This window comes from Brachymonas moutaii (nom. illeg.), assembly GCF_049977365.1.
GTDB lineage: Bacteria > Pseudomonadota > Gammaproteobacteria > Burkholderiales > Burkholderiaceae_C > Brachymonas.
Genome location: NZ_JBNGEN010000002.1, coordinates 15,628 through 34,791, shown reverse-complemented (window position 1 = coordinate 34,791; position 19,164 = coordinate 15,628). Strand labels below are relative to the sequence as shown.

13 protein-coding genes are annotated in these 19,164 nt (G+C 67.0%); 5 read left to right on the top strand and 8 right to left on the bottom strand.

Annotated elements, in window-relative coordinates; all coding sequences use genetic code 11:
* Positions 1–225 precede the first annotated feature (225 nt).
* From ACP2WS_RS03870 to dapC, 8 genes are all read right to left on the bottom strand, one after another.
* Positions 226–783, bottom strand: a complete 558-nt coding sequence (locus tag ACP2WS_RS03870) for a hypothetical protein (protein WP_426459611.1) — start codon at positions 781–783, stop codon at positions 226–228.
* A gap of 87 nt (positions 784–870) precedes the next feature.
* The gene (locus ACP2WS_RS03865) at positions 871–1,119 is read right to left on the bottom strand and encodes a GlsB/YeaQ/YmgE family stress response membrane protein (protein ID WP_426459610.1); all 249 of its coding nucleotides are present in this window, start codon (positions 1,117–1,119) and stop codon (positions 871–873) included.
* Between the two features lie 86 nt (positions 1,120–1,205).
* A complete protein-coding gene (locus tag ACP2WS_RS03860; protein WP_426459609.1) occupies positions 1,206–3,317 on the bottom strand; it encodes an ABC-F family ATP-binding cassette domain-containing protein in 2,112 nt (703 codons plus the stop codon).
* Complete coding sequence (prmB, locus tag ACP2WS_RS03855; protein WP_426459608.1) at positions 3,314–4,225, bottom strand: 50S ribosomal protein L3 N(5)-glutamine methyltransferase; 912 nt, start codon at positions 4,223–4,225, stop codon at positions 3,314–3,316. The genes ACP2WS_RS03860 and prmB overlap by 4 nt, the downstream gene beginning before the upstream one ends.
* Before the next feature lie 18 nt (positions 4,226–4,243).
* Positions 4,244–5,416 (bottom strand): succinyl-diaminopimelate desuccinylase, encoded by a 1,173-nt coding sequence (gene dapE, locus ACP2WS_RS03850; protein ID WP_426459773.1) that lies wholly within the window; start codon positions 5,414–5,416, stop codon positions 4,244–4,246.
* Positions 5,417–5,717: 301 nt separating this feature from the next.
* Positions 5,718–6,863, bottom strand: coding sequence for a PilT/PilU family type 4a pilus ATPase (locus ACP2WS_RS03845; RefSeq protein WP_426459607.1), 1,146 nt, complete (start codon positions 6,861–6,863; stop codon positions 5,718–5,720).
* Between the two features lie 312 nt (positions 6,864–7,175).
* Positions 7,176–8,000, bottom strand: a complete 825-nt coding sequence (dapD, locus tag ACP2WS_RS03840; protein ID WP_374493028.1) for a 2,3,4,5-tetrahydropyridine-2,6-dicarboxylate N-succinyltransferase — start codon at positions 7,998–8,000, stop codon at positions 7,176–7,178.
* 95 nt (positions 8,001–8,095) lie between these two features.
* The gene (dapC, locus tag ACP2WS_RS03835; protein WP_426459605.1) at positions 8,096–9,316 is read right to left on the bottom strand and encodes a succinyldiaminopimelate transaminase; all 1,221 of its coding nucleotides are present in this window, start codon (positions 9,314–9,316) and stop codon (positions 8,096–8,098) included.
* 348 nt (positions 9,317–9,664) lie between these two features.
* Here dapC and smc point away from each other — a divergent pair, with 348 nt between their 5' ends.
* The 5 genes from smc to ACP2WS_RS03810 all read left to right on the top strand — a co-directional run bounded on the left by smc (position 9,665) and on the right by ACP2WS_RS03810 (position 19,161).
* Positions 9,665–13,174, top strand: a complete 3,510-nt coding sequence (gene smc, locus ACP2WS_RS03830; protein WP_426459604.1) for a chromosome segregation protein SMC — start codon at positions 9,665–9,667, stop codon at positions 13,172–13,174.
* An 84-nt stretch (positions 13,175–13,258) separates the two neighbouring features.
* Positions 13,259–14,410 (top strand): cell division protein ZipA C-terminal FtsZ-binding domain-containing protein, encoded by a 1,152-nt coding sequence (locus ACP2WS_RS03825; protein WP_426459603.1) that lies wholly within the window; start codon positions 13,259–13,261, stop codon positions 14,408–14,410.
* A 14-nt stretch (positions 14,411–14,424) separates the two neighbouring features.
* Entirely contained in the window at positions 14,425–16,533 is a 2,109-nt protein-coding gene (gene ligA, locus ACP2WS_RS03820; protein ID WP_426459602.1) for an NAD-dependent DNA ligase LigA, read from the top strand.
* 70 nt (positions 16,534–16,603) lie between these two features.
* Entirely contained in the window at positions 16,604–18,109 is a 1,506-nt protein-coding gene (locus tag ACP2WS_RS03815) for a CYTH and CHAD domain-containing protein (protein WP_426459601.1), read from the top strand.
* 272 nt (positions 18,110–18,381) lie between these two features.
* Positions 18,382–19,161 (top strand): patatin-like phospholipase family protein, encoded by a 780-nt coding sequence (locus tag ACP2WS_RS03810; RefSeq protein WP_426459600.1) that lies wholly within the window; start codon positions 18,382–18,384, stop codon positions 19,159–19,161.
* Positions 19,162–19,164 lie beyond the last annotated feature (3 nt).

Genomic DNA, 19,164 nt, shown 5'->3' with positions numbered 1-19,164 from the left:
TGAGGAGCCTGAGCCCGGCAGCGACCGGACTCAGGCTCTTTTTTTGCCTTGGGAGTGCCGGGCATGCAGGAAGATGAGACTGAGGTCGGCAAGCGCTGGAGAGACCATCCCTGCGTGTCTGCCCGTACACGGCAGAGTGGAGCCAGCGGATAGGCCGGCCATGGTGAGGCGGCGCGAGGTACAGGCCACACCCTTGTGCGGATGCAGGGCCTGGACCATCGTCGCTCAGGAGTGCGTTTTGTGGGGGGCCGAGGCGGCTGGCTTGCTGACGGACGGAGGAAGGGGGCGACAGTCGGCCGGCAGGCTGGACTGGGTGCGATCGATGCTCCGGAGCATGAAAATGCCGTCGTAATCCACGGCCTGGCCGTCGGTGGCCTTGCCTTCGTCACTGGCATGGAGCTCGACATAGATGGGCTGGTAGGCTTCTCCGGCCTTGTCGGCCCTGTCGATGGCAAGGTCTTCGAGGCGGCCGAGCAGTTCGTCCGGGCCGTCGAGCCAGTAGGTTCGGTCCGAGTTGCAGGGGGTGAAGGTTTCGACCTCGGGGCCCCACACGAAAAGTCCGCGATAGGCCACGGAAGGCCCCGATGCCGGTGCGGCAGGCAGGGGGGGCAGTGGGGCAGAGGAACTGTTCTGGGCGTCTGCATCTGCAGCCGCCACGGCAGAGGCGGCCGACATGGCCGCACTGGCATCGGACGAGGAGTCGGCTGCAGAGTGGCAGCCCGTGGCGCTCATCAGCCAGCAGGCGGTGCCCAGGCTGGCCAGCAGGGCGGGCAGATATCTCATGGGAAGGACCTGTGGAACAAAGAAGGGGGCCCGTCAAGGCCCCCTTGCAGCATGCCTGTATCCCTGCTGTGGCAGGGACGGCGAGGCTTATTTCTTGGCAATCATGCCATAGATGGCCAGAACCGCCATGGCCCCGATGACAGAGGCGATCCAGCCAGCCACTTCACCGGATTTGTACCAGCCGATGCTGGCTCCCACGAAATTGGCCAGGGCCGCGCCCACAATGCCCAGAATCGTGGTCATGACCCAGCCCATGGAGTCGCTGCCCGGCTTGATGGCACGTGCAATGAGGCCGACGATGAATCCGACGATGATGGTGGAAAGAATGGACCACATGGACAGGCTCCTTGGGAACGAAGGGATGAGTGAAGCTTTGTTATGGTAGGTGCAAATGCCGTGAGGGAGACCGGCGAATGTGTGACTTATCGTGCGTGAGCGCCTGCTTCCTGCACCAGGGCTTCCAGTGCGGCGGAGACATCGAGCCATTCGAGCTCGGCTTCTTCGAGCGCGTCGGTCACCTGCTTGAGTTCCCGTCCTGTGTCTGCGATCTGATCAGGGGGCATGGGTTCGCACAGCCGGGCCTCCAGCGTGGTTTTTTGGGCACCCAGCGTTTCGAGGCGTGCGTCGAGCTGCTGCTGCCGCTTGGCCAGGGGGCGTTTCTTTTCGAGAAACTGCTGGCGCAGGGCGGCCTGCTGCCGGCGCAGCTCGGCTCCGCTGGCTGCCGGGGAGGCGACGGGGCTGTCTGCCAGTGGGGGGCTGTCTGCTGCCGGTGACTCCGAGGCACGTGCCGTCTGCAGGGCTTCGCGCTTCTGGCGGGCCATGTCGATGAGGTGGCGCTGGTAGTCGTCGAGATCGCCCTCGAAGGGCGCCACCGTGCCGTGTGCGACGAGCCAGAAGTCGTCGCAGACGGCGCGCAGCAGGGCACGGTCGTGGCTCACGAGCATGACGGTGCCGTCGAAGCTGTTGAGCGCCATGGCCAGGGCCTCGCGGGTGACCAGGTCGAGGTGGTTGGTGGGTTCGTCGAGCAGCAGCAGGTTGGGTCGCTGCCATACGATCATGGCCAGGGCGAGGCGTGCCTTTTCTCCACCGCTCATGGTGCCGACGGCCTGGTGCACCATGTCGCCGGCAAACTGGAAGCTGCCCAGAAAGTTGCGCAGTTCCTGCTCGCGGCCGCAGGTGGCGGCGATGTCCGGGTGGGCTTTGGCGAGCCGCACCATGTGGCCGAGGGGGGTATCGTCGGCCATGAGCATGTCGAGCTCCTGCTGCGCGAAATAGCCGAGCCGCAGGCCCTTGCCTTCGGTGAGGTGGCCGGCCAGCAGGGGCAGGACATGGGCGATGGTCTTCACGAAGGTGGATTTGCCCTGCCCGTTGGCGCCCAGGATGCCTAGGCGCTGTCCGGCCAGCACGGAGCGGCTGACGTCATGCAGGATGACGGTGTCCTGCGTGCCGATGGGTGGCAGGGCTTCGCCGGTCTGCAGCTGATGCTGGTGCAGTGCATCGCTGGTGGTGAAGTCGGCAGGCTCATGCAGCGGGGTGGCAGGGGCGTGCGTGGCCGGTGTCGCGCCCCGGTAGCCGAAGGCGGCCTGCCGGATGACCAGCATGGGGTTGGGAAGCTGCGGGGGCTCCTCGAAGGTGAAGGTGAAGTCGGCACTCGTCAGGACGGGGGCGAGCCGCTCCATGCGTTCGAGGGCCTTGACGCGGCTCTGGGCCTGGCGGGCCTTGGTGGCCTTGGCCTTGAAGCGGTCGATGAATTTCTGGAGGTGGGCGATTTTTTCCTGCTGGCGGTGGTAGGCGGCCTGCTGCAGCGTGAGCTGCTGGGCGCGCAGTTCCTCGAAGGTGCTGTAGTTGCCACCGTAGCGCGTGAGCTTGCCGTGCTCGATCTGGATGGTGACCTGGGTGACGGCATCCAGGAACTCGCGGTCATGGCTGATGATGAGCAGGGTGCCGGCATAGCGCCGGAGCCAACCTTCGAGCCAGACGAGGGCGTCGAGGTCGAGGTGGTTGGTGGGCTCGTCGAGCAGCAGCAGGTCGCTGGGGCACATGAGGGCACGCGCGAGCTGCAGACGCATGCGCCAGCCTCCCGAGAAGCTGTTGACCGGCCGGTCGAGTTCATCGACCTGGAAGCCGAGGCCCAGGATCAGGGCCTGTGCGCGAGCCGTGGCGTCGTGGGCCCCGGCATCGGTCAGCAGGGCGTGCGCGTTGGCAATGGCGATGCCGTCGTTGGCGGCGTCGGCTTCGCGCAGGGCGGCCTCTGCCTCCTGCAGGCGCGAGTCGCCTTCGAGCACGAAGGCCGTGGCGCTTGCGGTGGTTTCCGGCATGTCCTGCGCTACCTGGGCGAGGCGCCAGCTGGCGGGAAAGAGGACCTCGCCGCCGTCTTCGTGCAGGGTGCCGTTGAGCAGGCCGAACAGGCTGGATTTGCCAGCGCCGTTGCGGCCGATGAGGGCAGCGTGCTCGCCGGGGTTGATGGTGACGGAGGCGTGGTCGAGCAGGACCTTGGTGCCGCGCTGGAGGGTGACGTCTTGCAGGACGATCATGGTGCAGGGGTGTCTTTCAGGGCTTCGCGGGTGAGCAGGAGCACCTGGCGGTCGCCGGCGCTGGTGTCGAGCCACACGGGATTGAGGTGCGGGAATGCCGTCTCGAAATAGGCGGCCTCGTGGCCGATTTCCAGCACGAGTACGCCACGTTCGCTCAGGAAGTCGGGCAGCCGGGCCAGCAGCGGGCGAATGAAGTCCATGCCGTCCTCGCCACCGGCCAGGGCGAGTTCGGGTTCGGCGCGGTATTCGGCCGGCAGGGCCTGCATGCTGGCGCTGTTGACGTAGGGGGGGTTGCACAGCACGAGGTCATAAGGGCCTTCGCACTGTGCCAGTCCGTCGCTGCGCAGGAGCCGGATGCGGTCGGACAGATCGTGGCGGGCGACGTTGATGCGGGCCACGGCCAGTGCATCGGGGCTGATGTCGGCTGCATCCACGACCACGTCCGGCCATGCGAGCGCAGCCAGCACGGCCAGGCTGCCATTGCCCGTGCACAGGTCCAGCACCCGGTGGGTGGCTGGATGCAGAAAGGCATCGATGGAGCCGTCGGCCAGCGGTTCGGCAATGAGGCTGCGGGGCACGATGGCGCGTTCGTCCACATAGAACGACACGCCCTGCAGCCAGGCTTCGCGGGTGAGGTAGGCCGCAGGCTTGCGGGTGCTGATGCGTTCGGCAATCAGGGCCTCTACGGCGTCGCGCTGGGGCTCCGTGGGAGCAGGCAGGGCAGGGTCGTCCAGGTCGGTGTCGAGCGGCAGGCCCAGGCGCCACAGGGTGAGCCAGGCTGCTTCGTCGAAAGCATTGGATGTGCCATGCCCCAGGCTCACGTGGGCATCCTGCAGGCGCTGGGCCTGGGCCTGCACGAGCCGGTGCAGGGCAGAAGGAAGGGTTGAGGGAGCAGCGGGAGCAGTCATGGGCGGTGCATTCTCTCGTCAGACAGAGGCAGAAGCGGCCTCGGCAGCCAGATGGTCGAGCAGGCGACGGTAGATGTCCTTGAGCGGCTCGATGTCGGCCAGCGCGATGCGCTCGTCGATCTTGTGGATGCTGCTGTTGGGCGGGCCGATTTCCACCACTTGCGGGCAGAGCTGCGCGATGAAGCGGCCATCGCTCGTGCCGCCGCTGGTGGAGAGTTCGGGGGTCAGTCCCGTCACCTCGGCAATGGCCTGCTGGGCTGCATGCACCAGGCTGCCGGGGCGGGTGAGAAAGGGCAGACCGCCGATGGTCCAGTCGAGGGTGTAGTCGAGTCCGTGGCGGTGCAGCACGGATTCGAGCCGCTCCTGCAGGCTTTGGGGAGTGGATTCGGTGCAGAAGCGGAAATTGAAGTCGATCACCACTTCGCCGGGGATGATGTTGCTCGCGCCGGTGCCGCCGTGGATGTTGCTGATCTGCCAGCTTGTGGGCGGGAAGAACTCGTTGCCCTGGTCCCATGCGATCCCGACCAGCTCTGCCAGAGCCGGAGCCACCTGGTGAATGGGGTTGCGGGCCAGGTGCGGGTAGGCGATGTGTCCCTGGATGCCCTTGACGGTCAGCCGGCCACTCATGGTGCCGCGGCGGCCGTTCTTGATCATGTCGCCGGTGCGGTGCACTGCGGTGGGCTCGCCTACCACGCAGTAATCGAGGCGGGTGCCGCGGGTGCGCAGGGCGTCGCAGACGGCGACCGTGCCGTCGCGGGCGGGGCCTTCCTCGTCGCTGGTGAGCAGAAAGGCGATCGACAGCGGAGTGTCGGGATGTTCGGTCACATGCTCCTGCACGGCTACCACCATGGCTGCCAGCGACGTCTTCATGTCGCTGGTGCCACGGCCATAGAGATGGCCGTCATGGACGGTGGGCGTGAAGGGGGGGAAGCGCCACTGCGCGACCGGCCCGGTGGGCACCACATCGGTATGCCCCGCGAACACGAGCGAGGGGCTGGCCGGCCCCCGGCTGCCTGTGCGCAATGCCCACAGATTGCTGACGTGAAAATCGTCGGGACCGCGATCGAGCCGTTCACAGCGGAAGCCGAGCGGCTCCAGATGGCTGGTCAGGAGCGGCAGGCAGCCGGCATCCTGCGGGGTGACCGAGCCGATGGCAACGAGCTGCTCGGCCAGGGTTTGGGTGGAAATCATCGACATGGCAATCTACGGAAAAGAGAGCTGCCACGCGCAATGGCATGGCAGCGTTCTGGGCTGAATGGAGGTGCGCCTTCAGGCACGTCGGGGGCGCAGGACAGGCGCCTCTGGCGGGGCTGGGTCATGGTGCCCCGGCACTGGCAGGGTCCAAAGGCCGTATTGTCCGCGATTTGATTTGGCCGGTGCCGTGTCCTGGCATCGTGACTCGGCGCTCCAGGTCAGCCCGAGGCTTTGGCGGCGGGCTGACTCTGGCGCGGCAGGGGGATGTACCGCTCTATGGAGAGGATGGGCTCAGTTCTCAGTTCGCCATGTCGATGGTGAACTCGGCGAAGGAGGCCTCCTCGGCCGCCGGGGTTTCCTCGGCTGCTTTCTTGGTGGCGGTCTGTTCGTTCTGGAGCCGCCAGAGCAGGTTGGTGGGAGAGTCGGCTGCCTGCAGGCCTTCCTCGCGCGACACGCGCTGGCTGCGGATGAGACGGGCAATGTCTTCCTCGAAGGACTGGGAGCCTTCGGTCATGGATTGGGCCAGGGCGTCCTTGACACCCATGAAATCGCCCTTTTCGATGAGCTCGGACACCAGCTTGCTGTTGAGCAGGATCTCGCAGGCAGGGGCACGCAGGCCATCGGTGGTGCGCAGCAGGCGCTGGGCGATGATGGCGGCCATGGCCGAGGACAGATCGCCCAGCAGCGTGGGGCGCACTTCCTCGGGGTAGAAGTTCAGGATCCGGTTGAGGGCCTGGTAGCTGTTGCTGGCGTGCATGGTGGCCAGGCACAGGTGGCCGGATTGCGCATAGGCCAGCGCGGCGGACATGGTCTCGCGATCGCGGATTTCGCCCACCAGAATCACGTCGGGCGCCTGCCGCATGGCGTTCTTGAGTGCGGTCTGGCGGTTGGCGGTATCGGTGCCAATCTCGCGCTGGTTGATGATGCAGCGCTTGTTGGTGAAGATGAACTCGATCGGGTCCTCGATGGTGAGGATGTGCCCCGCCTGCCGGGCATTGCGCAGATCGAGCATGGCTGCCAGCGAGGTGCTCTTGCCCGAGCCTGTGGCTCCCACCATCAGCACCAGCCCGCGCGGACGCATCACGAGCCGGGTCAGCGTGTCGGTGGGCAGGCCCAGACCTTCGAGTGCCGGCACCTGAGCAGGAATGTAGCGGATGACCGCTGCATACGTGCCCCGCTGGCGCATCACGTTGACACGGTAGTTGCCGATGCCCGGAATGGCGAACGAGGTGTTGAGCTCGCCATGCCGCTGCAGCTCTTCGAGCTGCTCTTCCTGCAGGATCTCGCGCAGCAGGTTGAGGCACATGTCGGCCGTGAGCTGCTGCGGGTTGACCGGCAGCACATTGCCGTTGATCTTGATGAGGACCGGGGCATTGGCCGAAATGAAGATGTCCGAGGCATTCTTGTCAGCCATCAGACGCAGGATGCGCTCCATGTTTCCCATGCGGAATTCCCTTGGTCATTGGGGCGGAACCGCAGGATCCCCTGGGACGGGACATCCCGCCACAGCCCCGCCCGCCCGTGGTGCGATTGTGTGGGTTCATTGTAGACGCCGGGGGGACGCTGCTGTGGCGGGCATGAAGGGCGAGAGAGGGGATGCGTGCTCCTGATCATGCAGGGCAGAGCGTGTGGGGAAGGCCATGCAATCAGCGGGGGATGCAAAGGGATGAGGTGACAATACTTTTTCACGGCATCAAAAAAACCGCCCACGCACAGGCGGGGGCGGTTTTGAGGGGGAGCTGCGTGCGGAGAGGGATCAGCTGCGCAGCAGATCGTTCAGGCTGGTCTTGGCGCGGGTCTGTGCGTCGACGCGCTTGACGATGATGGCGGCATAGAGGCTGTACTTGCCGTCGTTCTTGGGCAGGCTGCCGCTGATCACGACGGAGCCGGAGGGGATGCGGCCGTAGGAGATTTCGCCGGTGGTGCGGTCGTAGATGGGGGTGCTCTGGCCGATGTAGACGCCCATGCTGATGACGGAGTTTTCCTCGACGATGACGCCTTCGACGATTTCGCTGCGGGCACCGATGAAGCAGTTGTCCTCGATGATGGTGGGGCCGGCCTGCAGGGGTTCGAGCACGCCGCCCAGACCCACGCCGCCGGAAAGGTGTACGTGCTTGCCGACCTGTGCGCAGCTGCCGACGGTGGCCCAGGTGTCGACCATGGTGCCTTCATCGACGTAGGCACCGATGTTGACGTAGGACGGCATCAGGATGGCACCGCGGGCGATGTAGCTGCCACGGCGGGCCACGGCGGGGGGCACCACGCGCACGCCGCTGGACTGGAGCTCGTTGGCGCTCATGGTGCCGAACTTGGTGGGTACCTTGTCGTAGAAGGCGAGGTCGCCGGCGTGCATGAGCACGTTGTCCTTGAGGCGGAAGGAGAGCAGCACGGCCTTCTTGATCCACTGGTGCACGGTCCACTGGCCCACGCCTTCGCGGGTGGCCACGCGCAGGCGGCCCTGGTCGAGTTCGGCGATGACGTGTTCGACAGCGTCGGCGATTTCCTTGGGCGCGCTGGCTGCGGAGAGTTCGGCACGGTTGTCCCAGGCGTTTTCGATGATGGTCTGGAGTTGGGTGGTCATGGGAGTCCTTGATGAAACGAGGGGCGGGCAGGTGGGAGCCCGCAGTCTGAAAAAGGGCAGGGCGTCACGGGGCCTGGGTGCCCGCATGGGATGCCTCAGGGGGTGGAGGCACGCAGGCGCAGGACGAATTCGCGGATGCGATGGGCCGCTTCGAGGCATTCGCCGGTGTCGGCCACCAGTGCGAGGCGCAGCCGGCCACTGCCGGGATTGTGTCCGTGTGCGGCGCGTCCCAGATAGCTGCCTGCCAGAACCGTGACATTGTATTGTTCCAGCAGGGCACGTGCGAAGGCGGTGTCGGAGCTGCCGCACAGGTTGCCAATGCCTGCCCACAGGTAGAAGCCTGCGTCGGGCAGCCTGACGTCCAGCACGTCGGCGAGCACCGGAGTAACCTGGGCAAACTTCTCGCGATAGAGGCGCCGGTTCTCGATCACGTGTTCCTCATCGCCCCAGGCGGCCATGCTGGCGCGCTGGACGACCGGGCTCATGGCACTGCCGTGATAGGTGCGGTAGAGAAGGAACTTGCGGATCAGTTCGGCATCGCCCGCGACGAATCCACTGCGCAGACCGGGCACATTGCTGCGCTTGGACAGGCTGGTGAACATCATCAGGTTGCGCAGGTCGGTGCGGCCAAGGCGCGCGGCGGCTTCCAGTCCGCCGAGCGGGGGCTCGTCGCGGAAATAGATTTCGCTGTAGCACTCGTCGGAGGCGATGACGAAGCCATACCGGTCCGAGAGCGCGAAGAGCATGCGCCATTCGTCGAGCGGCATGACGGCGCCTGTGGGGTTCCCGGGGGAGCACACATACACGAGCTGGGTGCGCTGCCAGGTCGATTCTGGGACGCTGGCCCAGTCCACGGCGAAGTTGCGTGCCGGATCGGTGGGCGCGTAGAACGGCGTGGCTCCGGCCAGCAGGGCGGCTCCTTCGTAGATCTGGTAGAACGGATTGGGGCAGACCACCACGGCGTCGGCATCGGGATCGATCACGGTCTGTGCAAAGGCGAACAGGGCCTCGCGCGAGCCGTTGACGCTCAGAACCTGCCGGAGCGGGTCGACCTCCACTCCATAGCGCCGCTGCAGCCACTGTGCGCAGCTGGTGCGCAGGGCCGGTTCGCCGGGAGTGGCAGGGTAGGTGGCCAGCCCGGGCACGCCCATGGCAGCCTGGCCCAGGGTTTCGGGGATGAAGGCAGGGGTGGCGTGCCGGGGCTCGCCGATGCCGAGGCTGATGGGGCGCAGGGCGGGATTGGGAGTGACGTCGGCAAACAGTGCGCGCAGACGCTCGAAGGGGTACGGTTGCAGCAGGTCTAGACGGGGATTCATGATGGGTGAAAACCGGGACGGATGGCTCTGATAGGGCTTTGAAAGGGGGGCGTGCCAGGGTGGCTGCCGGGTATGATGTAGCCGCCTGGGAGGAGCCGGGGCGGTGACGGGCCATGCCATGCCGTGCGTGGTGTGGCGTGAGTGCAGCCTCCATGTCTGCCGTGCGCTGCAGGGGCATCGCACACAGCCTGACCCGCTGCCCTTGCTACCCGCCTCCTGCGGGGTGTGGCATCGTATCGGGTCGCATGCGGTACGCCGGCACGTGCGGGCACGCCTCAGGCATTCGATTCTAGTGTATGGGTCTGTCCCTGCGCAGGGCAGGCGGACTCCGTTGATTGGTTTTCCGACGTGCGTCTTCAGTCCATCAAGCTCTCGGGCTTCAAGTCCTTTGCCGAACCCACCCTCTTCCAGCTCCCGGGGCAGCTCGTGGGGGTGGTGGGCCCCAATGGATGCGGCAAGTCCAACATCATGGATGCGGTGCGCTGGGTGCTGGGCGAGAGCAAGGCGAGCGAGCTGCGCGGCGAGTCGATGCAGGACGTGATCTTCAACGGCACCACCACGCGCAAGCCTGCCAGCCGGGCCAGTGTGGAGCTGGTGTTCGACAATGCCGACCACCGCGCCGGCGGGCAGTGGAACCAGTATGCCGAGATTGCCGTCAAGCGGGTGCTCACGCGCGAAGGCGGCAGCAGCTATTTCATCAACAACCAGACCGTGCGGCGCCGGGATGTGCAGGACGTGTTTCTGGGTACGGGTCTGGGGCCACGCGCCTACGCCATCATCGGACAGGGCACGATCAGCCGCATCATCGAGAGCCGCCCCGAGGAGCTGCGCCTGTTCCTTGAGGAGGCGGCCGGAGTCAGCAAGTACAAGGAGCGGCGGCGCGAGACAGGCAACCGCCTGCAGGATACCCGCGAGAATCTGACCCGCGTCGAGGACATCCTGCGAGAGCTCAACGGCAATCTCGAACGGCTCGAGAAACAGGCGGAGGTGGCACGCAGATACCAGGGGCTCCAGGAGCTTGGCACCCGGCGGCTGCATCAGCTGTGGTTTCTCAAGCGGGAGGAGGCCGCCACCAGCCAGGGACGTGTGCAGGCAGATGTCGAGCAGGCCCGCGCTGCGCTCGAAGGCCGCATGGCCGAAATGCGCCAGGTCGAGGGCGATGTCGAGGGCATTCGGCAGGCCCACTATGCTGCCGGAGACCAGGTCAACCAGGCGCAGGGACAGCTGTACGAGGCAACCGCCGAAGTGGGGCGGCTCGAAGCCGAGATTCGCCACGTGATCGACAACCGGGACCGCGCCGCGCGGCGGCAGATTCAACTCGCCGAGCAGATGGCGCAGTGGCAGGCGCGCCGCGAGGAGGCCGAACAGGAGGCCGAAACCCTGGCCGCGCGTGATCTGGAGTCCGAGGAGCAGGCCGCCATGCTCGAAGCGCAGGTCGAGGAGCAGGCCCAGCAGCTCCCCGAACTCGAAGACGCCCTGCGCCGTGCCCAGCACAAGGCCTCCGAATACCGTGCGGCGGCAACCCAGGTCCAGCAGCAGATCCAGGTGCTGGCTGCCGAGCAGCGCAGCGTGGGCGAGCAGCGCCGCCAGCAGGAACAGCGCCGCGAGCGGCTCTTGGCCGACCGCAAGGCACTGGCCATGCCAGAGACGGACCGGCTGGAGGCACAGCAGGGCCAGCTCGTCTCCCTGCAGCAGAGGCTCGCCAGCCTGCAGGAGCAGCTTGCCATGCGGCAGGACGAGCAGCCACAGCACGAGGCCCAGCGCCGGGAGGCCCAGCGTCAGCTCAATGACGACATGCGCCGGCAGGCCGATCTGGCTGCGCGCATGGACGCCCTCAGGGCCCTGCAGGACAAGGTGCGCACCGAAGGCGCACTTGCCCCCTGGCTCGAACGCCAGGGACTCGACGGATTGCCCCAGCTGTGGACCCGGCTCCAGATCGAGGAAGGCTGGGAGCAGGCGCTGGAGGCCGCCCTGCGGCAGCGCATGGGTGCGCTCGAAGTGGGGCGACTCGACACTGTGGCCGCCTTTGCGGCCGATGCACCGCCGGCCAGACTCAGCTTCTATGCGCTGCCGCAGCCGAAGGCCCCCGCCGCAGCGCCACTGCCGCGGCTGGTAGACCGGCTCCGCCTGCACGATGCAGGTCTGCTCGCGCTCATGGATACCTGGCTGCAGGGCTGCTACACCGCCACCACGCTGGGCGAGGCGCTGGCCCTGCGCGACCGGCTTGGGCCCGGCGAAACCGTGTACGTGCCCACGGGCCATGCGGTCAGCGCCCATGCGGTCGATTTTCACGCGCAGGGCAGTGCCCAGGAAGGCATGCTGGCGCGGGCCCAGGAAATCGCCCATCTGGACAGGGAACTGCGGGCCCAGCAGCTGATCCTGGAGGAATCGCGCCATGCCCTGGTGCGGGCCGAGGCAACCTGCACCCATGCCGGCGAGGCCCTGACCGCGCTGCGGCGGGAGCTGGCCGACACCCAGTCCGCGCACCACGCCCTGCAGGTCGAGGTGCTGCGCCTCACGCAGCAGAGCGAGCAGAGCCGCCAGCGCGGCGAACAGATCGGCGCCGATCTCGCCGAGGTCGATGCGACGCTGGAAGAGCTGCAGGAGCGGGCCGTGCTGGCCGAGGCCCGCTTCGAGGAGCTGGACATGCAGCTCGCCGATGCCCAGGAACGCGAGACGCAGTTCGAAGACCGGGTGCTGGAAGCCGAGCGCCGGCTGGCCGCAGGTCGCGAGCAGCAGCGCACGCTCGAACGCGCCGCACAGGAAGCAGCCTTTGGCCGCCGATCGGCCCAGGCACGCACCGCCGAGCTGCAGCGCATGCTGGCCACCGCCGATACGCAGGTGCAGGCCCTGCAGGCCGAAGAGGCCCAGCTCCGCCAGGAAGTCGAGGCCCTCACGGCCGCCACGGCGCAGGATGGACTGCAGGAGGCGCTGGCGCGCAAACTGGCCTGCGAGCAGGAGCTGGGCGCGCGCCGCAGCGCCTATGAAGACCTGACCGCCCGCCTGCGTGCAAGCGACGAACGCCGCCTGGTGCTGGAGCGCGAGCTCGAACCGCTGCGCCAGCGCATCACCGAGCTGCAGCTCAAGGAGCAGGCCGTGCGCATCGGTGTGGAACAGTTCGCCCAGTCGCTGGCCGAAGCGCAGACCGACGAGGCCGCACTCGCCGCCAGCATCGCCGAAGAAGGCGTACGCCTGCAGGGGCTCCAGTCCGAGATCGACCGCCTGCAGCGCGAGATCGCAGCTCTGGGCGCAGTCAACCTCGCCGCCATGCAGGAGCTCGATGCAGCCACCGAGCGCAAGCGCTTCCTCGACGAGCAGTCCGCCGACCTGCTCGACGCCATCGACACCCTCGAAGCCGCCATCCGCAAGATCGACGGCGAAACCCGCGAGCTGCTCTCCAGCACCTTCGAGACAGTCAACGGGCATTTCGGGCGCATGTTCCCGGAACTTTTCGGGGGCGGACAGGCACGGCTCATCATGACCGGCGACGAAATCCTCGATGCCGGGGTGCAGGTCATGGCCCAGCCGCCGGGCAAGAAGAACCAGACCATCCATCTGCTCTCGGGCGGCGAGAAGGCCCTCACGGCCATTGCCCTGGTGTTTGCCATCTTCCAGCTCAATCCGGCGCCGTTCTGTCTGCTCGATGAGGTGGATGCACCGCTCGACGACGCCAACACCGAGCGCTATGCACGCCTTGTGGCGAGCATGGGGCGCGACACACAGTTCCTGTTCATCAGCCACAACAAGATCGCCATGGAAATGGCCAGACAGCTCATCGGCGTCACCATGCAGGAGCAGGGCGTCTCGCGCATCGTGGCCGTGGACATGGAGGCGGCCCTTTCCATGGCCGAATCCTGAGTCCGAATCGCACGGCTGCCCGTCCTGCCGCCGGAGACACGGGCGGCTAGGCTAAGATATGCGCACATCGATGCAGAAAAATCCATGAGTACTACCTTGCAAATCGGACTGGCCGCAACGGGGGGCGTGCTGCTCGCCGCTCTGGTGGCGCACAACGCCTGGCAGGCGCGCAAGAACCGGCCCCGTCAGCCCGATCCCTCCCTTGGCCCCGAAGGCGGAGCCCATGCCCTTGAACCCGGGCTGACTGACGCAGTCGCAGGCACCCCTGAAGGCGTGGCGGCCGTGCCCGACGCTCAGACCGCAGTCCCCGCCGACAGTGCCGTGGGCGTGGCCGCTGCGGTCTCCGTTCCGGCTGCAGAGGCTGCCGATGACGGCGTGCCCCTGCCTGTGGCTCCCGTGCCCGAACGCCGCTTTCTCATGGATGCCCTGCTCGACGCCATGGCGCCCATCGAGCTCGATGCAGGCGCTGTGGTTCCGGCCGAAGTCGCCCTTGCAGCGCTGCCTGCCACCCGCCGGGTGGACAACAAGCCCTTCTTCATCGAAGGCCGCAACCGCAACACCCAGCAATGGGAGCCACTCACTCCGGGGCACCTGTACGACGCCTTCCAGGCCGGGGTACAGCTTGCCAACCGCACCGGCCCGCTCAACGAGATCGGCTTCTCTGAGTTCACGCTCAAGGCGCAGGCCTTTGCCGATGCCGTCAACGGCACGCCCCATTTCCCCGACATGCTCAACGAGGTGGCCCGCGCCCGCGAGCTCGACCAGTTTGCCAGCGCCCATGATGCGCGGCTGACCTTCGTGCTGCGCGCACGGGGCGCTGCGTGGAGCATGGGCTACCTGCAGCAGGCCGCCGGCCGCCAGGGCTTCGTGCCCGGTGTGCTGCCGGGCCGCATGGTGCTGCCTGCCTCGGTCGAAGGCGTGCCTCCTGTGGTCAGCCTGGAGTTCGACGGCCGTGCAGCCATGGCCGACACGATCGAGAACTCGGCCATCTACGAGGTGCTGCTCGGGCTCGAAGTGACCCATGTGCGCCAGAGCGAGCGCCCCTTTGCGCGCATGTGTGAAACCGCGCTCCAGCTCGCCAGCGAAATGGAAGGGCAGATCGTCGACGGCAACGGCTACCGCATCAGCACCGATGCCATGGAGACCATCGACCGCGACCTGCAGGGCCTCTACCAGACACTTGAACAGCACGACTTCGCCGCCGGTTCCGATCTGGCGCGCCGCCTGTTCTCCTGAGGATTTCCGCTGCCATGACCACACCCGACCTGTTCGAGGCCGCAGGGGAGGGCGTTGCGCCCACCACGGCCCAGGTCCAGCGTGCGGCGGAGCTGCGCGAGCTGCTGCAGCATCACGCCTACCTGTACTACACCCTCGACGCTCCGGAAATTCCCGACGCCGAATACGACCGTCTGTTCCGCGAGCTCGATGCGCTCGAAACTGCCTACCCCGCCCTGCGCACACCCGATTCGCCCACCCAGCGGGTCATGGGGCAGGTGCTGCCGGGCTTTGGCACGGTGCGCCATGCGGTGCCCATGCTCTCGATTCACACCGAGACCGACACCGAGGCCACCGGTGCGCTGGCCTTCGATGCGCGCGTGCGCCGCGAGCTCGGGCTCTCGCCCCAGGATCCGGCGGTGGAGTACGAGGCAGAACTCAAGTTCGACGGCTTGGCCATCAACCTGCGCTACGAGCACGGCGTGCTCGTGCTGGCAGCCACGCGCGGAGACGGCGAGATCGGCGAGGACGTGACCCAGAACATCCGCACCATCTGGCAGATTCCCCTGCGGCTGCGCATGCCCCATCCGCCCGAGGTACTGGAAGTGCGCGGCGAGGTGTACATGCGCCGCGATGTGTTCGACGCGCTCAACGAGCGCCAGCGCCAGCGCATCGCCCAGGGTCACAGGAACGAGCGCACCTTTGCCAATCCCCGCAATGCGGCTGCCGGCACACTGCGGCAGCTCGATCCGGCCATCGCCCGCGAGCGGCGCCTGAGCTTCTTTGCGTATGCCTGGGGCGAGGTGCGGGGCTGGGACGACATGCCCGCCACCCAGTCCGAGGTGCTCGATGCCTTTGCGGACATGGGCTTTCCGGTGTCGCCCGACCGCGAGGTCACGCGCGACCCGGCGGAGCTGGTGGCCTTCCATGGCCGCATCGCTGCCCGGCGCGATAGCCTGCCGTTCGACATCGACGGAGTCGTCTACAAGGTCAACTCGCTGGCACTCCAGCGGCGCCTCGGCTTCGTGAGCCGCGAACCCCGCTGGGCGGTGGCGCACAAGTATCCGCCTCAGGAGGAGCTCACCACCGTCGAGGCCATCGACGTGCAGGTGGGGCGTACGGGCAAGCTCACCCCCGTGGCCAAGCTCGCACCGGTCTTTGTGAGTGGCGTCACCGTGACCAACGCCACCCTCCACAACGAGGATGAGGTGCACCGCAAGGACGTGCGGGTGGGCGACACGGTCATCGTCCGCCGCGCGGGCGACGTGATCCCCGAGGTGGTGGGGGTAGTGCCGGACCGGCGCCCTGCACATACCCGGGTGTTTCACATGCCTGCCCACTGTCCCGTCTGCGGCAGCGCGGTCGAGCGCGAGGAGGGCGAGGTCGACGTGCGCTGCACGGCCGGACTCTTTTGCAGCGCGCAGCGCAAGCAGTCCATTCTGCACTTTGCCCAGCGCCGGGCGCTCGATATCGACAGCCTTGGTGAAAAGCTCGTCGACCAGCTTGTCGATGGGGGGTTGGTCCACTCGCTGCCCGATCTGTACCACCTCTCCCTGGACCAGCTTGCAGGCCTCGACCGCATGGCCGAGAAATCGGCGCGCAATCTGCTCGATGCGCTCGACAGCAGTCGGCACACCACGCTCGCACGCTTCATCTACGGGCTGGGCATCCGCCATGTCGGCGAAACCACGGCCAAGGATCTGGCGCGCCATTTCGGCAGCCTCGACGCCCTGATGCAGGCCGACGAGGAAGCGCTGCTGCAGGTGCCCGACATCGGGCCGGTGGTGGCACAGAGCATCCTGCACTTTCTGGGTGAGCCGCACAACCGCGAGGTCATCGCCCGCCTGCGGGCTGCCGGCATCACATGGCCCGAGACTGCCGGCCGCATCGCCGCCTCTCAGGCCTTGCCGCTGGCCGGCAAGACCTTCGTCCTCACCGGCACACTGCCCCATCTGGGCCGGGATGCTGCCAAGGACATGCTGGAAGCGGCAGGAGCCAAGGTCTCCGGCAGCGTCAGTGCCCGCACCCACTACGTGGTGGCCGGGGCCGAACCGGGCACCAAGTTCGAGAAGGCACAGAAGCTCGGCGTTCCCATTCTGGACGAAGCCGGCATGCTGGCCCTGCTGGGGCAACCCCCGGCATGATGCGGCAGCGGAACGGCATCGAGACAGAAAAAACCTCGCTCCAGCCGCCATCTGCAGGGATACTCACGTCATGGCTACCGAAATCGAACTCTGTCTGAGCCTGTGGCCCGAGGCCGCCCCGCTGCTGGTCGACGAGGTGGCTCTGGCCTATGGGGTGGCGCCACGCACGCGCGAACTCGTGAGCGTGTATTACGACACGCCCGATCTGCTGCTCGCGCGTCGGCGCATGGGGCTGCGGCTGCGTCGGGCGGGAGAGCAGTGGATTCAGACCGTCAAATTCGGCCAGATGTCGGATGACGGCCTCAGCGCGCGCCGCGAGCTCGAACACGTCACCCGGGGCCAGACGCTGGAGCTGCAGCACATTGACGATCCCGAGGTGCAGGCTTTTCTGGGCGGCAGCGACGTGGCACCCCGTCTCGCTCCGGTATTCGTCACCCGCATCACGCGCACGCTCTGGAACGTGGCCGACGCGCAGGGCGGTCAGGTCGAGCTGGCGCTCGATGTGGGCGTCATCGAGGCACAGGGATGCACGGAGCCCGTGCATGAGCTCGAAATTGAACTCAAGCAGGGCGCTCTGCCCCTGGTGTTCGATGTGGCACAGCGGCTGGCACAGCGTGTGGCCCTCCTGCCGCAGCCCTGCAGCAAGGCGGAACGCGGCTATCGGCTGTGCGTGCACAAGGCCGTTCAGCCTTCCGGGGCACAGGCTCCTGTCCTGCCGCCCGATGCCACGGGCCATGCGTTGGCCCAGGCACTGGTGGGGGAATGTCTGCGCCACCTGCATGCCAATCTGCCGTGGGCCGCAGACGGCGCACAACCCGAGTTTCTCCACCAGTCCCGGGTAGCCCTGCGGCGGCTGCGATCTGCATGGGCTCTGCTCGATCTGCAGGCACAGGGGCCGCTGCGCGAATGGCTGGATGGGCTGCGTCGGCTGGGAACCGCGCTCGGAGCGGCACGGGACTGGCAGGTGCTGGCCCAGACGGTGCACACCGTCCCCGTGCTGCAGGGCCCTGCATCTCCCGAATCGATTGCCGCCCTGCGAACTGCCGTCGATCAGGCCGCCACACAGGCTCGTCTGGACGTGCAGCAGCTGCTGCAACAGCCGGCCACAGGCCAGGTTCTGCTGCAGGGGCTGCGCTGGCTGCATCTGGATGGGGGCCAGGCGCTCTCCAGCCTCGCTGCCCGCAAGGTGGGAGATCGTGCCCTGACCCGGGCGCACCGTGCCGTGGCACGACTGGCCCGTCTCTGGCCCACACTCGATGTCCCCGCGCGCCACACCCTGCGCAAGCGTACCAAGCGCCTGCGCTACGAGGTGGAGTTCCTGGCAGCCCTGTATCCGCGCCGCAGGGTGGCGACCTACCGGGCCGTCCTGCAGCGGCTGCAGGAAGAGCTGGGGATTCTCAATGATGCCGCCGTGGCCGATGCCCTGCTGTCCACCTTGTATCCCCGGCATCCCGATGCGGCCTATGCGGCAGGGCTGCTGTGCGGCTGGAGTCGTTGCCAGTCCGATGCGGCTGTCCACCGGCTGGCCACATGGTGTCGCGACAGAATGCCGCCGTCGCGCTTCTGGTCCCGATGAGGGCCTTCCTGTCCCGGGGTGCCGTACCCGGCCACTTCGTTTCCGCTGTCGTTCTCGTTCTCGTTCTCGTTCTCGTTGCTGTTCTTGTCATGTTCCTTCGTTTCTGTCTTGCATACTGCCTGTCCTTGCTGCACCGTGTCCCGTTCCGGCGGTGGAGCGGGGCAGGGGGGCTGGGCCTGGCCGTTCTGTTGACAGGCTGTGGCAGCATGCCGGGCTTGCCATCGCTGCATGCACCAGCCCATGCTGTCAGCCACGGGAGTGCCTCTGCATCCATGCATCCGCGTCTGGCCGTGGCGCTCGGCGGAGGAGCCGCCCGAGGGTTTGCACATGTCGGGGCGCTGGAAGTGCTCGACGAGGCTGGCATTCATCCCGACATGGTGGTGGGCACCTCGGCCGGCAGTGTAGTGGCCGCCCTGTATGCCAGCGGCATCCGCGGGCGCCATCTGGAGGATGCGGCACAGTCGCTCGACCAGAATGCCATCACCGACTGGATGCTCCCCTTCTTCAACCGTGGGTTGTTGAGGGGTAGTGCGCTGGAGCGCTTCATCAACCAGAAGGTGGGACAGCGGCCCATCCAGTCCATGCCTCTGCCGCTGGGCATCGTGGCCACCGACTTGCAGACGGGCGACGGTATCCTGTTCCGCAGTGGCAACACCGGGCAGGCCGTGCGGGCATCGAGTTCGGTCCCCGGCGTGTTCGAGCCGGTGCGCATCGGTTCGCGCGACTATGTGGACGGCGGCCTGGTGGCGCCGGTGCCCGTGAACTATGCGCGGCAAATGGGAGCCGACATCGTCGTGGCCATCGACATCAGCAGCTCGCCCCGCTCCGCAGCCACACATGGCCAGCTCGACATTCTGCTGCAGACCTTCACCATCATGGGGCAGAGCATCAACCGCTATGAGCTCAAGCAGGCCGATGTGGTGCTGCGTCCTGCCCTCGGGGGCATGTCGAGTGTCGACCTGAACAACCGTTCCCGCGCCATCGCCGCCGGCCGTGCAGCCATGCAGCGCGCCCTGCCGCGCATTCGTGCGCTGCTTGCACGCGTCCGATGAGCC

What these genes read in the sequence shown, in the direction of transcription:
- dapE (WP_426459773.1), bottom strand. Translation starts at nt 5,416, where the DNA reads ATGATTTCCACCCAAACCCTGGCCGAGCAGCTCGTTGCCATCGGCTCG.
- ACP2WS_RS03860 (WP_426459609.1), bottom strand. Translation starts at nt 3,317, where the DNA reads ATGATCGTCCTGCAAGACGTCACCCTCCAGCGCGGCACCAAGGTCCTG.
- ACP2WS_RS03825 (WP_426459603.1), top strand. Translation starts at nt 13,259, where the DNA reads ATGAGTACTACCTTGCAAATCGGACTGGCCGCAACGGGGGGCGTGCTG.
- prmB (WP_426459608.1), bottom strand. Translation starts at nt 4,225, where the DNA reads ATGACTGCTCCCGCTGCTCCCTCAACCCTTCCTTCTGCCCTGCACCGG.
- ACP2WS_RS03815 (WP_426459601.1), top strand. Translation starts at nt 16,604, where the DNA reads ATGGCTACCGAAATCGAACTCTGTCTGAGCCTGTGGCCCGAGGCCGCC.
- ACP2WS_RS03870 (WP_426459611.1), bottom strand. Translation starts at nt 783, where the DNA reads ATGAGATATCTGCCCGCCCTGCTGGCCAGCCTGGGCACCGCCTGCTGG.
- dapC (WP_426459605.1), bottom strand. Translation starts at nt 9,316, where the DNA reads ATGAATCCCCGTCTAGACCTGCTGCAACCGTACCCCTTCGAGCGTCTG.
- ligA (WP_426459602.1), top strand. Translation starts at nt 14,425, where the DNA reads ATGACCACACCCGACCTGTTCGAGGCCGCAGGGGAGGGCGTTGCGCCC.
- dapD (WP_374493028.1), bottom strand. Translation starts at nt 8,000, where the DNA reads ATGACCACCCAACTCCAGACCATCATCGAAAACGCCTGGGACAACCGT.
- ACP2WS_RS03845 (WP_426459607.1), bottom strand. Translation starts at nt 6,863, where the DNA reads ATGGGAAACATGGAGCGCATCCTGCGTCTGATGGCTGACAAGAATGCC.
- ACP2WS_RS03810 (WP_426459600.1), top strand. Translation starts at nt 18,382, where the DNA reads ATGCATCCGCGTCTGGCCGTGGCGCTCGGCGGAGGAGCCGCCCGAGGG.
- ACP2WS_RS03865 (WP_426459610.1), bottom strand. Translation starts at nt 1,119, where the DNA reads ATGTGGTCCATTCTTTCCACCATCATCGTCGGATTCATCGTCGGCCTC.